Raw genomic sequence first — 13,499 nt, 5'->3', positions numbered from 1 at the left:
GCCAATGCGCGCCAAGGCGCCCGTTTCGGCGATCTGGAGGAAGCGTGGCGGAAGGTGGCTGCAGCGTTATTCACAGGAGATCGACACCAGTTTGCAGGACTGGCAGGACTTGCGGACATGGCTCACGCGTCCCCTTCGGTGTCGTCCGTTGCATTGCGCCATCGGGCAATCACCGGCAGCAGTGCAATTAGCAACAGACCGGTGCCCAGGGCGAGCAGGCCATAGTCGAGAAACGCCGCCTGGCTAGTCGTGACTTTGCCGGCCGGGCCCGTATCCTCTGGAACCGCCGCGAGCTTCGCAAGAAGGCCACTGCCGTAGTTTCCAAGCGCGTGCGTCATGAACCACATGCCCATGGCAAAGCCCATCAACTCACGGGTCGCGAGGCGGCTTACCATGGAAAGTCCGATTGGCTCAACGAGAAGCTCCGCAACACTGAAGAGCAAAAAGAAAACTATCAGCCACAGGGGCGATACCAGCCCGCCAGCACCCGCAGGCGCCGACGCAAGCGTGCAATAGGCCGCACCGAGCAGCAGAAGTCCGACAGCGAACCTGACGCTTTCGGACGGTGTTATGTCACGCCCCGCGAGCCGGAACCACAGGATCGACATCAGTGGCGCACCGATGATGACGATGAGCGAATTGAGCGACAGGAAAGAACTCGACGGGATTTCGAAGCCCATGACAGTCCGATCGACCCCCTGGGCTATGAAGAGCAGTATCGTATCGGCATCCTGGTTGTAGACAGCCCAGAAAACGACGCCAAAGGTAAAGAGCATCAGCATCACAAGCGCACGCTGCCGGCTTTCTGCATCCAGCCGCAGAACCGTGAAAAGGAAAAAACCGAAAACCGCGGCGCAGACGACAGCGATGATCTCGCCGGCCGCGAAGGCATGAAACAGCAGCAGGTAGCTGAGCACGACCACAGCGATCGTGCCGACCGCAAGCCACAAAATATTTTGGAGTCCGGCAAAGTCTGCCCGCATCAGCGGCCGGTTAGCGGGTGCGGCGCCGACTATGCGAAACACGTGACCGCCCGTCAGCAGCGCAGCGAAAGCAAGCAATTTGCCGAGCCCGGCAACGAGGAAGGCCGTGTGGTAGCCGAAATCGCGCGACAGAAGTCCCGCGCAAAGTGCCGCGCCGCCAGCACCGATATTGATGCCCATGTACAAAAGCGTGTAGCCGCTGTCGCGCCGAGGATCGTCCTTTTCGTAAAGCAGGCCCAACAGGCTGGAAACGCTGGGCTTGTAATAGCCATTGCCGACCAGCAACGCGGCGAGGCCGACAAAGGCGGCTGCCTTCAATCCGGTGGCGAGAAGCAGGCTGCCGCCGGCCATGATGGCAAGACCGATGAGTGTCGCCGTGCGAAAGCCGAGCAACCGGTCAGCGATGATGCCACCGGCAAAAGTCGTCGAATAGATCAGCGCCGTATAGGTGCCATAAAGCAGCGACGCCTCGACCTCGGAAAAGCCAATCCTGCCGACAGCATAGGGAACGAGGAGAAATACGGCCGTATAAAAGCCGTAGCGCTCACACAGTTCAACGACGAAGAGAAGGAGAAAGCCTTTGGGCTGCGGCGTCATGGCGGCGGGACTCGGCGGGCGTGCGCATTTCGGCTCCGTGAGTCGGGACGAAAGTACCGACCGTCGAACAGGCCCTTTATAGGTGTGCAACGCGATTCCGCAAAGCGCCTTCTTCCGATCTGCTGTCCGGGCCCTGAAACGTCAAGCCGGTCTGCCCTTTTGGGCTTTGAGGTCACTGACCTGGAACAGACGAAGAAAAACCTGGAGAACGCAGGTGCGGTGATCATCCGGGATATTGCAATTGTGGCAGATACTCGCCGCCTTATCGCGAGTGATCCGGAGGGGTGAGAATTGTTTGTTCAGGAAGCCAGACAAGCGTAAAGGCGTAATTTGGCAATGGCTGATGTGTCTCGCATCCAGGCCATACATTCCATCCGCAACGTCCACTTCCCGCCTTCAATTTACCTTCGCTACTCCCTTAGCGAACGGTAGCTTTAAGGATCGGGTGGAAATCCTGCGAGCGTCCGAATTGGTGGCGCCAAGCAGCCGCATATGCTTCCCCTCATTCGTCACTATGGGGAAGGAGCCGACCATTGCAGCGCAATCAGTCGATGACAACGTTGATGGTCTAGAATTGAGAGCAAACCTCAACGCACAGTGAAAAAAGCTCCTCTGCCTGTTACAGCACCCCCTCCGGGAGTTGTGCTTCTTGGCTCCAGCGTTTGGGAGATTGGCCATACATGCGTTTGAACTCCCGGCTGAATTGCGAGGTACTGACGTAGCCGGCTTCCCAGGCCGCTTCACTCACATTCATCCCACCGGCGATCTTCATTGCCGCGTGGTTCAAACGCATGGATTTTGCGAATTGGATCGGTGACAGAGTGGTCGCTTGTTTGAACTTGCGATGGAATACGGCCCGGCTCATGCCCGCGTGCGCCGCCATGTCGTCAATGGTGACCGGTTCGTTCAAGTGTGCTGACAGGAACTGGATAGTTCGGGCAATCTCGTTGCCAACGCCAAAGGCCCCGCGCGCGGAGGCCCCGGCTTCACCTTTCAAGACAGCATAGTAGAACTCGCGCAGCCGACTGTCTCCGAGGACCGCTGTATCGGTGGGGTCATCGCCCAGTTGCACGAGCCTGTGCAGAGCGTCGGTGAAGGCTGCATCCCACCGCGCAAATGTCAAACCCGACTGGGGCGTGCTTCGTCCCGATTTCCGTATAGGTACGGCGCTTTCCAGCTCAATGGACAGCTCGGTCATCACCCGCGTGTCGAGGGAAACAATAACGCCGAGCAGTGGGTTGTCCGGTGCCGCTGTGGGCGTCCCTGCTTCAACGGGCATCGACATGGGGCAACAAAGGTATCGCTCACTGTCATAGATGTAGCGTCGGCCATCGAGAATGGCTTCCTTGGCTCCGCCAACTATGGCAACCACGGTCGGTTCATAAACCGCAGGGGCACAAGCCACAGGTTCGGTAACCCGAAAGAGCTGCACTCCCTGGACGCCGGTCGGAACCATTCCGGCACCCGGCAACCTTCGGTCGATGATTTGTCTGATCTGATCTCTGCTCATGCCCGCAACCTGCCCCGAAAAGCGACGTTCCTCAACACCATCGATACAATCAGGCAATTAATCGCGACCAATTCGCCTGTTTTCAATTAACTTTGAGAGTTATCTCTCATTTCAACTTTGTGGAAACACCTCCCGAAATGCCCTGCCATCGCAGGAAGAAATGCGAGTTGAAAATGAGATTTGGACCAAAAGGATGGACGCCGGAACGTCTCGGCTCCCTGAAAGGAAAAACCTACGTCATCACAGGGGCAAACGGGGGCACAGGTTTCGAAGCGGCGCGGATACTGCTCTCCAAAGGCGCACGTGTGGTAATGATGAACCGCAGCGCTGAGAAGTCAGCCGTCGCGATCGAAAGATTGAAACAGGAATTCGGGCCGCAAACCGACGTCAGTTTTGTTCGTATGGACCTTGCTGTACTGGCAAGCGTTCGGGACGCTGCGGCAGAGCTTCTGCAAACCGTTCCCCAAATAGATGCCCTCATATGCAACGCCGCCATCGCGCAGATCGCCACGCAGCAACTCACCGTGGACGGCTTCGAAAGCCAGCTCGGCGTGAACCACTACGGCCATTTCCTGTTGTGTGGGCTGCTCTTCAAACGGATCGAGGAAGCATCAGGCAGGATCGTTGTCGTCGGCAGCAATGGCTACAAGATGGGCGAAAAACGCATCCGGTTCGAAGATCCGAATTTTAACAATAATTATTCGGCTTGGAACGCCTACGCCCAAAGCAAACTGGCGCAAATGATCTTTGCCTATGAACTTCAGCGTCGGGTGAAAAAAGCAGGAAAGACCGTTCAGGTTCAGGTGTGTCACCCTGGCGCGTCGCGAACCGGTTTGATCCGTGACACGGCCGACCTGAAGACCCGAGTTTTGGCCATTCTGCTTCTGGCATTTGCGCAATCTGCCGAGAAAGGGTCCTGGCCGGAGGTCATGTGTGGCACCGAGGAAGGATTGGAGGAAAAGAAATACTACGGCCCGACAAGGTTTGAAATGGTCGGCCCTGTCGGTGAGTGCCCGCTGGAGGCATTCACCCTGGAACAGGAACAGGCAACAAGGCTTTGGGCTCTCTCTGAGCAGAAGACAGATTTGAGCTGGTCACCTTAGACATTTCAAAGCTGCGGCCCTTACACAAACCTTCCGTCGATCGCATGCCAAAGGGCCGTATGTATCCCGATTACACCTTGGTACCTGTGGCTTCAGCGACCGCTGACTTGGTAACCTCGGTCATCGTGGAGTGCAGGCGAAACTTCACAATGGGTTTGTCGGGTTCAAGAACACCGATTACCGTTTCAATATCCGGACACCCTTCATCCCGGCAGGCCAATTCCGCCACGGTAATCGGCGTATCGTCCGGCAAACTCAACAGTTCACGGACCCAGCCCTTTATCTCAGAGGATTTGACTTTCAAGCGGCTGAATTTTGGTGCGAATGGATTGTCGAACTTGGTCATTCAGCCGCAACCCCCTCTTGAACGAAGCAATTCCGGAAACCCTCTTCAAAGGCATCACGCGGGAGATCGCGGCCTATGAAGACAAGTCGGGTCGTGCGCTTTTCTCCAGCCTTCCAAGGGCGCTGGTGATCACCCTCCAGCAGCATGTGAACACCCTGCATTACGAAGCGATCATCGTCATCCGCAAATGCGATGATCCCCTTCATGCGCAACATGTCAGGACCATGGTTCTGGGCAATCGATTGTATCCAGGGAAAGAACCTTTCCGGATCGAGCGGCGCATCACTGAGCAACGAGAAACTCGCAACATGGTCGTCGTGGTCATGATCATGAAAGTGCTTCAGAAATTCCGGCTCGATTTCGAGCACACGGTCAAGATCGAAGGCACTCCGTCCCAAGATGTTGTCAAGGTCGACCTGACACCTTTCGCTGCGATGAATAACGGCAGTCGGGTTGATCCTGCGGATCCTCTTTTCCACTTCGCCGAGCCCCTCCTCGCCGACCAGATCAACCTTGTTCAAGAGCACAATATCAGCAAAGGCCAGCTGTTCCTGGGCTTCATGCGCCTTGTCGATCTCGTCGAGGAGATGTTTGGCGTCAACCACGGTTACGATCGCATCAAGCTTGGTCTTTGACTGCACGTCTTCATCAACGAAAAAGGTTTGAGCAACCGGAGCCGGATCGGCCAATCCGGTTGTTTCGATCAGGATCGCATCAAAGTGATTTCGTCGTTTCATCAAGCCTTCAATGATCCGGATGAGGTCGCCGCGAACCGTGCAGCAGATACATCCGTTGTTCATTTCAAAGACTTCTTCATCCGCATCGACAACAAGATCATTGTCGATTCCGACATCGCCGAATTCATTGACAATAACCGCGTATCGCTTTCCATGATTTTCCGAAAGAATGCGGTTGAGCAGAGTGGTTTTTCCAGCCCCGAGATAACCGGTAAGTACGGTAACAGGCGTCTTGTCCAATGTGTTCATTGTGACCTCCGAGAAGTGCTGGTGAGGTTGGAAAAAGTGCGGGAGACAGGGCCCAAAATGGCTGCTCCGGCGACTTTGAGTGACTTCGTGAACGAAAAGGGAGTGGTGTTGGTCACCGCCGCAAACAAATCGCGCACCGGTCCGGGATCTATACCGTTGGTAATGAAGACAAGTCGTGTCCGGCGGTCTTCGTCGGGCCACGCGCCAAGACGCACAGGTTCGGAAACAACATGTTGAACTGCGTGAACAATCAACGGTTTTTCGGGGGTATCACTGGTGGCGACGATCCCCTTGACACGCAAGAGCCTCTGGCCTGCGGAGTTCTGAAGAAGGTCGAAAAACTGGTCCAGATTTGACTTCGGCAATGGATCATCGCGCACAATGCTGAATGTCCGAATACCTGAACCGTGCCTGAGATTGACGGTATCCGATCCCGATGCATCGCCATGACCGTCTTCCAGTGCCAACGCGGCCTCGAGAGCCAGCCAACCGGCAACATCTTCTCCTCGCTCGACGGCCGTATAAGGCCTTGGAGAAAACAAGGTTGAAAGATCGACCGACTGGCGATCAACAATGTCGGCACTTGGGTTCAGCGCTCGCAATTCACCAAAAAGCCCGGAACACTCTGTTGAGGTCTTCAGCTCTTCAACCAGGTCGGTTTTGGTAAGGACGATCCGGTCAGCAAAGGCAATCTGTTTGAACGCCTCGAAATGGTTTTCAATTGTGCTGGCACCGGTGACGGTATCAAAGAGGGTAACCACACCGGCGAGGTAAAATTCAGGACCCGTAGCTTTGTTACTGGCTGAAAATGCGTTGACGAGCGGAGCTGGATCCCCGAGCCCGCTCATCTCCACAATCACCCGCGAGAACCCACCCGTCAGGCCGGAAGAGGCCGCACTTTGGAGATCTTCGAGGGTTTGACGAATGTCTGTCGTGTCCGAGCAGCATAAGCAGCCGGTGGAGACCTGACTGATTGTTGTCTCGCCTTGACGGACCAGGAGGTGGTCGACTGGAATGTCGCCGAACTCGTTGATGATCACCGCCGTGTCCTCAACTGCAGGATCATTTAAGAACGCGTTCAGCAGGGTTGATTTGCCGGAGCCCAGAAAACCACTCAACAAGAAAACAGGAATTCGGTCGGGAAGCGTCATGAAATGCTGGTCACTTGCGCTGATTGGGGTGAAAGGATCTGTATTTGCCGTGTCAGTTCAAACACAGCGTGAAGAGTGATGACCGGTTATCAGCCAACGCGTACCAAACTCCTCGAATGTAAAAAGAAATCTGGCAGGCACCTTTTCCACACCGCTTTTCCGGGGGAAGACAAAACAATAGATACCGCCAATCAAGACCGTACTGTTTTGTTGATCAATCCGGACTTCATCGCGCTTGATCTCGCAACTCGGCACTCCGTCGGACAGAAAAAACTCAAAGTATCGACGGCGGTCGTCTTCTGAAAAGACGATCTCGTTGGAAAGCGTCGGCACAAGAACTGCGTCAGGTGCGTAGAGCTTCAAGATCCCTTCGATTTGTCCTGCAGCAACAGCTTCCGTCCAGTTCACCAACGTCGAACGCGCACCGCGATAGCGGGGTCCCTGAAGTTGTTGAGCGCGTTCAGCTAGGTTTCGCTTCAATTCCAACTCCCGAATTCGTCCTGATCCTGAGGCTCTTGGCATTGCTGTCGTGCAGTCGTTAGCCCGCTCTCCTATCAAAGCGGCAGACGCCTGATCCGCAGACCCATTCCAATTGTCATATGTTATGTTATATCGTACCAAGTCAGATTCAAGGAAGCGGGAAATTTCTTTTCTTGAAGCAAATGATTGCTTTCAAATTCTGGAGCGAATGACAGCGCTGACGATGTCGTCAGAGATTTCGAAAGTCACGCGAATGCGCGGTTCAAATATCGTGCAGTCATGTCGCACTTAAGCCTGCAAAATCAACGAACGAGGTTTTAAAAACAATGACTTACGCTGCGAGCGTTGCGGCCATGGCAGAGCATCGCAAAGAGCACGGGCTGCGCCCCTCTCGTGAAGACGCCGAGGCGGCTGTACGTGTTTTGCTGGAATGGAGTGGGGATAATCCGGACCGTGAAGGCTTGGTGGATACGCCTGCCCGCGTTGTGCGCGCCTATGAAGAGTTTTTCGAAGGATACACGGTCGACCCTGCGGACCTGCTCGCTCGAACGTTTGAAGAGACCAATGATTACGATGATTTGATCGTGCTCAGGAACATGCGGATGGAATCGCATTGCGAACACCACGTTGTTCCGATCATCGGCAAAGTGCACGTTGCCTATCTTCCAGCAAATCGTGTTGTCGGCATCAGCAAGATCGCACGCGTTGTCGAGGTTTATGCAAAACGTCTTCAAATCCAGGAAACCCTGACTTCTCAGATTGCCGACACCATTCAGGAAGTTCTTCAGCCGAGAGGAGTTGCCGTGGTGATCGAAGCGGCTCACATGTGCATGACAACGCGTGGTGTCAGAAAACCCGGCGTATCGATGTTGACCAGGAAACTCCTGGGAGAATTTCAAACAGATCCTGAATTGCGCAGAGATTTCCTGTCCTCTGTTTCTGTGTCGACAGGAGGAATGGGATAATGTCTGATGTGCAACCATTCGCGAGCCGCGTCTCCGTTGAGCAAGTCGAAGAGGGCAAATTTCTTGCTCCCAAGTTTGACGAGAACGGCCTTCTTTCCGTCGTCACGACCGATGCAGAAACCGGTGACGTTCTGATGATGGGGGTGATGAACGAAGAAGCCTTGCTGAATACCGTCAACACCGGTGAAGCCCACTATTGGAGCCGCAGCCGCAAGTGTCTTTGGCACAAGGGTGCGACCAGCGGGCTCATCCAGAAAGTCGTTGAAATGAGGATCGATGACGACCAGGACGCGGTCTGGTTACGAGTTGCTGTCGAAGGCGGTGCCAGCTGTCACGTTGGGTACCGCTCCTGTTTCTATCGTGCTGTTCCGACTAAGGTTGAGAATGGGCCAATTGAACTCAACTTCACGGAAACAGAGAAAGCCTTTGATCCGACTGAGGTTTATGGCGACGCACCCAATCCGACCCAGTTGTGAAGAAGGTTCATACGCAAGCGCCCAGTGGGTTTCGGCCCACCGGACTTGCTGCGTCTCGTGCGTATAGGTGTATTCGGTTTTGTCTTCTGCCGGGTATTTTCAGTAAATATCAGATCGCGACCATCAGCGCGGCCAGAACGCCAAACCAGTAGTGCATCAAAATCACGCCTGCGAGGTTCTTCTGATAGAGATAGACATACCCGAAAATGATGCTGGCGAAGAATGTTATGACGACGGCATCCACGCCGAATGTCAGGTGAAGCGAAGCAAATATCGTGCTGGTCAAGAGAACCGCACGGTGCCCCTTGGTATCGGCCAGGAACTTCTGGAACAGTCCCTGCATCAGCCCCCTTGATCCGATTTCCTGAAACACCGTGTGAAACAGGTATTGCGTCAAAAAGAGCAGATCAACCCTGACGCCGCCGGTGACTGGCGCTTGGACCTGCTTGAAGAAAAGCAGGTAAATTCCGATCGGAATCGACAAAACCACGCAGATACCAAAGGACTGTGCAAGTGACTTCGCCAGCCCCTCCCGGCGCAACCCGAGTTGAGCCGGTGGTATCTTCATGGCCTTGATGATGATCAGGCAGGGAATCGCAAAAAGCAGGATCGTCTGCCAGGAAAATCCGGGATCATAGACATCCTTCACGTAGCGCTCGGCAACGAGATAGAAAAGCGAAGTTGAGATCAGAAACAGCGCAATGGTGAAAACCAGAAAGTAACCGAACTGGTTCTGCAGGGTCTTGGCTGCGAGTTGTTCACGCAGCGCGGCCAGCATTTCGTCACTCAAGCTACGTGCCCGTTTGACAACGACGCCAGCCAGCGCACCCTTCAACTCACCTGTCACCATCGCACCGTCAGGCAGGGCTCTTAAGGCATCGACTGGGATCTTGATAAGTTTGCAAGGCGATTCCGCAACCACCGAGGCGGATCTGGGCGCACCGTCCAGGAAGGCAAGTTCTCCGACACATTCACCGGTCCTGACCATATTCAGCTTTATGTCGCCGCCGCCCGGATCTCGCCTGACTGCGCGTGCCTCACCTTCAATCAGCAAATAAAGATCTGAGGTCTCTTCACCCTCTCGCACAATAAACTGGTGCTCAGGAACGTCGATTGTCTTTGAGACCGAACAGATGCCCGCAAGGATGGCTTCGTTCAGATGCGCAAAAGCATCGTGTTTCCTGAAGTGTTCGATCATTTCCATGAAATGGCGGTCGACTGCGTTTATGTGTGAAAACAGATCATTTAAACCCGGATCGTTAGCATCAAGGTGTTCATAAAATGCTACTTACCCTTTGAACGGGAAGACTATTCCACGCCGATATGCAAGGTTTGCCCGCAAACTTGCCACAAGAGGAAAACCAGCCAGAAGAGTGGCATTCGGAGACAGCATGCAAGCAGGCCGCAAGAGCCGAATTCTGATCGTCAACGCTTACTTCGACCCTTGGAGATCGGCAACGCCGACGCGCTTGTTCGTGCCGCGGGCAATGGCACCCTATTACCTGGCAGGATATTTCAACCCCGCCCTCGCCGAAGTCCGCGTATGGGACGAGGTGTATCACGGTGCACTGCTTGATCGACGTCAGTTCGAATGGCCGGATATGGTGATCTTCACGGGCCTGACAGCTGCGTTCGACAGAGCACGGCAACTCTTGGCCTATTGCAGGCATTTCAATCCGAACGTTGTCGGCGTCATTGGTGGTCCGATTGCGCGGGCTCTTCCCGCAATCTGTGACAGGGTCTTTGACTATTCCTGCCAGGGCGATGTTGAAGAAATTACCGAAGTCATCGAGGCCGTTCTTTCCAGAGATCACGTTTCTGACGCGTCCGCCCTCAGATTTGACCTGACATCGCCGAGCATGGGGATCGCCTATCTGGAAACGACAAAGAACTGTAACTTTGCCTGTTCCTTTTGCTCCCTTTCCGGAGAAGGCCGCGCCTATACAGCTCATTCCGAGCACTCGATCGACAGCCAGCTGGACGCAATCGGCAAGGCTGTCTGTGTCATGGTTCTCGACAATAACTTTTACGGTAACAATCGTGGCAGCTTTGAGTGGCGGGTTAAGAAAATCGGCGACAGATGGCGCCGGGGACAATTCCGAGGATGGGGAGCCCTTGTCACCGGAGACTTTTTCAAACGTCCAGAAAATCTCAAACTCATGGCTGAAAACGGCTGCAAGGGCATTTTTTCGGGCGTCGAGACGTTGGACCCTGCCCTTCTTCGGACCTTCAACAAGAAACAAAGTCTTTCTTCCGACCCGCTGACCTTAACCGAAGCTTGCGCGGAAAACGGTATTTTCTTCGACTACGGCATGATCATCGACTTTGCACATCAGACTGTCGCAGAAGTCGACGACCAATTGTCCGGTCTTCTGGCGGACCACCGAGTGCCTCTTCCGGGACTTTTGTCCATGACCATCCCGATTGCAGGAACTCCATATTTCGACAAGGCAGCACGAGAAGGCCGTATGATGCCGAATGTCCTGCTCAGCGACATGGACGGTCAAAAACTTGTCGAGTGGCCAAAAGAGCCCGTTGAGAAAGTCGTGCCTTTTCTGAGGGACCTTTTGAAATTTCGTGGCCGCAAGAGAGCCTTGACGCGCCACACGCTCGCCCATGCCTGGCATTGGCGTAAGCACTTTGATCTTGAACAAACGATACTTGCTGCAGTCCGGCCATTACACCGGTTCGGTTGGAATGCAGGCATCGGCAGCCCCCGCCAAATGTATCAATCCTTTAAAGAGCCGCCACTGACCTACAGCGCTATGACAGATCAGCTCAGGTCCGCCTACCAGCCACAACATCGCCTCCCCAGCCGCTTTGAAAGTGATTTCGAACCGCTGCAGGTGACGGACGAAAACGGTGAGCTAACGGATCAGTTCCAGTCAGCCCGCGTCGCACCCTCGTCGATTGCGGTCTAGTATCAGCAATATCGCATCATGGATGTCAGGCAGCTTTTCTGGATTTGGCAGCCGAATGGACACCGTCTGCAGCCTGAATATTCGCCAAAAACTGATCGGTGCATTTGGACCAGCTCTGTTCAAGAGCCACCTGACGGCAGGTCTTCCTTGATATCTTGAGCGCCTGGAGCGCGGCCTCTTTCAAATCGTCAGAAAGAACGCCGCCTTCACTTTTCCCGATCACATCAACCGGGCCCATCACGGGATAGGCGGCAACGGGTGTGCCGCATGCCAGGGCCTCAAGCAGAACGAGCCCAAATGTGTCTGTCCTGGAAGGAAAGACAAAGACATCTGCGCCGGAGTAATGTCGCGCGAGGTTCTCACCGTTCATTGCACCGGTGAAAAGAACGTCTGGATAGGCCTTCTTGAGGCTTGCCAACTGTGGGCCATCGCCAACCACAACCTTTGAACCCGGCAACTCAAGGTCAAGGAATGCCTTGATATTTTTTTCAACTGCAACTCGCCCGACATTCAAGAAGATGGGTCGTGGCAGTTCGACCGGAAAAACCGAACCCTCATGCGGCGTGAACAGATCTGTATCCACCCCGCGCGCCCACCGCATCAGGTTCTTGAATTTTCGCTTGTGAAGGCTCTCTTCCAGAAGCGATGTAGCGACCATGCAGCCTGACCCTGAATTGTGAAACCGGCGAAACCAGGCATAAAAGGGTGTCGTCGGAATCGGCAGCCTGGCAGCGACATATTCAGGGAACCGCGTGTGATAGCTTGTTGTGAAGGGCAGTCTGTCGCGATTGCAAACGCTTGCGGCAAGCAAGCCAAGTGGCCCTTCCGTAGCGATATGCACATGTTCGCAACCGAAATCCCTCAGCATTTGCCGAACCCTGCGCCTTGTTGTCAGCGAAAGGCGAATTTCCGGATAGGTCGGGCACGGAATTGTTCTGAACCCTTTTGAGGTCATGAACTCGACACGCACACCGCGTCGCTCAAGCTCGCGTGCCGTGTATTCAAGCGTCCTGACAACACCGTTGATTTGCGGATACCAGGCATCGGTTACAAAAAGCACTGACTTCATGCAGCAACAATCGTCTCTGTGTCTTTGATTGGCCGAGGGTCAATCTGTTCAGCACCTTGCCAGCGGATCACCTCGAGCGAACCATCCAGATTTTCACCGATCGCGGTGCAGCTCTCCACCCAATCACCTGTGTTGAGATAGTGAATACCGTTCACCTCCCTGTCCGAGGCATGATGAATATGACCGCAAATGATGCCGTCGAGATCCCGTTTGTCTATCTCGGCAGAAATCGTGTCTTCGAATTTGCCAATAAGATTGACGAATTGCTTCACATGCTGCTTTGCGAATGCCCCCAGAGACCAATAGTTCAAGCCTAGCCGCCGCCTAAAGATATTCAGCCAGGTGTTGAGCGCCAAAGCGGTGACATAAAAACGATCTCCAAGAAAAGCCAGCCACTTGGCATTTTGCATAACAACATCAAACTGGTCGCCATGAATGATCAGATATCTCCGCCCGCCGGCAGTGAGGTGCTCAATGCTGTCGGCAAACCGAACGCAGCCAAATCTGGTTCTATTATGCCTTCTCAGGAATTCATCATGATTTCCAGGAATATATATGAGTTCAACGCCGCGGCGACCGCGCTCCAGGATCTGGTTCATGACGTCTTGATGAGACGCAGGCCAGAAGCGTTTTTTCCGAAGGCGCCAGCCATCGATAATGTCACCGACCAGGTAGATCCTCTGTGCCTCGTGATGCTTCAGGAAGTCAAGAAGCAACTCTGCCTGACAACCACGTGTGCCCAAATGAATATCGGATAAAAAAAGTGACCTGAGATGCCTGACGTGAACTTCGCCGGAATGGATCGTCTCGCGAATGACAACTGCTCCTGATTCTAACTGATATCTGGAGTATTTTCCCGAAACAAAAAGCATGCAACCCGGCAAGGACCATGTCCATCGAGGATCAATTGGT

At 54.2% G+C, this 13,499-nt stretch carries 13 protein-coding genes; 4 read left to right on the top strand and 9 right to left on the bottom strand.

Going from position 1 to position 13,499, the window contains the following annotated elements; genetic code table 11:
• Window positions 1-122: 122 nt before the first annotated feature.
• Both FIV00_RS15135 and FIV00_RS15130 read right to left on the bottom strand, forming a co-directional pair.
• The gene (locus tag FIV00_RS15135) at window positions 123-1,580 is read right to left on the bottom strand and encodes a peptide MFS transporter (protein WP_152501526.1); all 1,458 of its coding nucleotides are present in this window, start codon (window positions 1,578-1,580) and stop codon (window positions 123-125) included.
• A gap of 619 nt (window positions 1,581-2,199) precedes the next feature.
• Window positions 2,200-3,090, bottom strand: coding sequence for an AraC family transcriptional regulator (locus FIV00_RS15130; protein WP_152501525.1), 891 nt, complete (start codon window positions 3,088-3,090; stop codon window positions 2,200-2,202).
• Between the two features lie 173 nt (window positions 3,091-3,263).
• Here FIV00_RS15130 and FIV00_RS15125 point away from each other — a divergent pair, with 173 nt between their 5' ends.
• Window positions 3,264-4,193, top strand: a complete 930-nt coding sequence (locus tag FIV00_RS15125) for an SDR family oxidoreductase (protein WP_152501524.1) — start codon at window positions 3,264-3,266, stop codon at window positions 4,191-4,193.
• Window positions 4,194-4,263: 70 nt separating this feature from the next.
• Here FIV00_RS15125 and FIV00_RS15120 read toward each other — a convergent pair whose 3' ends face one another.
• From FIV00_RS15120 to FIV00_RS15105, 4 genes are read right to left on the bottom strand one after another with little or no spacing between them, the layout of a single operon-like run.
• On the bottom strand, window positions 4,264-4,539 hold the full coding sequence (locus tag FIV00_RS15120; RefSeq protein ID WP_152501523.1) for a nitrate reductase: 276 nt from the start codon (window positions 4,537-4,539) through the stop codon (window positions 4,264-4,266).
• Window positions 4,536-5,525, bottom strand: a complete 990-nt coding sequence (locus tag FIV00_RS15115; protein WP_152501522.1) for a GTP-binding protein — start codon at window positions 5,523-5,525, stop codon at window positions 4,536-4,538. Before FIV00_RS15115 ends, FIV00_RS15120 begins: the two co-directional genes overlap by 4 nt.
• Window positions 5,522-6,676, bottom strand: coding sequence for a GTP-binding protein (locus FIV00_RS15110; RefSeq protein ID WP_152501521.1), 1,155 nt, complete (start codon window positions 6,674-6,676; stop codon window positions 5,522-5,524). The genes FIV00_RS15115 and FIV00_RS15110 overlap by 4 nt, the downstream gene beginning before the upstream one ends.
• Before the next feature lie 57 nt (window positions 6,677-6,733).
• Window positions 6,734-7,156, bottom strand: a complete 423-nt coding sequence (locus FIV00_RS15105) for a nuclear transport factor 2 family protein (RefSeq protein WP_173006004.1) — start codon at window positions 7,154-7,156, stop codon at window positions 6,734-6,736.
• 326 nt (window positions 7,157-7,482) lie between these two features.
• Here FIV00_RS15105 and folE point away from each other — a divergent pair, with 326 nt between their 5' ends.
• Window positions 7,483-8,121, top strand: a complete 639-nt coding sequence (folE, locus tag FIV00_RS15100; RefSeq protein ID WP_152501519.1) for a GTP cyclohydrolase I FolE — start codon at window positions 7,483-7,485, stop codon at window positions 8,119-8,121.
• Window positions 8,121-8,597 carry a phosphoribosyl-AMP cyclohydrolase gene (hisI, locus tag FIV00_RS15095; protein ID WP_152501518.1) on the top strand — a complete coding sequence of 159 codons (477 nt, stop codon included), beginning with the start codon at window positions 8,121-8,123 and terminating at the stop codon, window positions 8,595-8,597. Before folE ends, hisI begins: the two co-directional genes overlap by 1 nt.
• A gap of 109 nt (window positions 8,598-8,706) precedes the next feature.
• Here the strand turns inward: hisI and FIV00_RS15090 are convergent, their stop codons facing one another.
• Window positions 8,707-9,801 carry a cyclic nucleotide-binding domain-containing protein gene (locus tag FIV00_RS15090; protein WP_152501517.1) on the bottom strand — a complete coding sequence of 365 codons (1,095 nt, stop codon included), beginning with the start codon at window positions 9,799-9,801 and terminating at the stop codon, window positions 8,707-8,709.
• Window positions 9,802-9,988: 187 nt separating this feature from the next.
• On the opposite strand from FIV00_RS15090, the gene FIV00_RS15085 reads away from it, so the two are divergent.
• Complete coding sequence (locus tag FIV00_RS15085; protein ID WP_152501516.1) at window positions 9,989-11,518, top strand: radical SAM protein; 1,530 nt, start codon at window positions 9,989-9,991, stop codon at window positions 11,516-11,518.
• 25 nt (window positions 11,519-11,543) lie between these two features.
• On the opposite strand, the gene FIV00_RS15080 is transcribed toward FIV00_RS15085, so the two are convergent.
• Both FIV00_RS15080 and FIV00_RS15075 read right to left on the bottom strand, forming a co-directional pair.
• Window positions 11,544-12,587 carry a glycosyltransferase family 1 protein gene (locus FIV00_RS15080; protein ID WP_152501515.1) on the bottom strand — a complete coding sequence of 348 codons (1,044 nt, stop codon included), beginning with the start codon at window positions 12,585-12,587 and terminating at the stop codon, window positions 11,544-11,546.
• Window positions 12,584-13,459, bottom strand: a complete 876-nt coding sequence (locus tag FIV00_RS15075) for a UDP-2,3-diacylglucosamine diphosphatase (RefSeq protein WP_152501514.1) — start codon at window positions 13,457-13,459, stop codon at window positions 12,584-12,586. The genes FIV00_RS15080 and FIV00_RS15075 overlap by 4 nt, the downstream gene beginning before the upstream one ends.
• Between the last annotated feature and the right edge of the window lie 40 nt (window positions 13,460-13,499).

Source organism: Labrenzia sp. THAF82, assembly GCF_009363435.1.
GTDB classification, from domain to species: domain Bacteria; phylum Pseudomonadota; class Alphaproteobacteria; order Rhizobiales; family Stappiaceae; genus Roseibium; species Roseibium porphyridii.
This window is presented reverse-complemented; position numbering and strand designations above follow the sequence as displayed.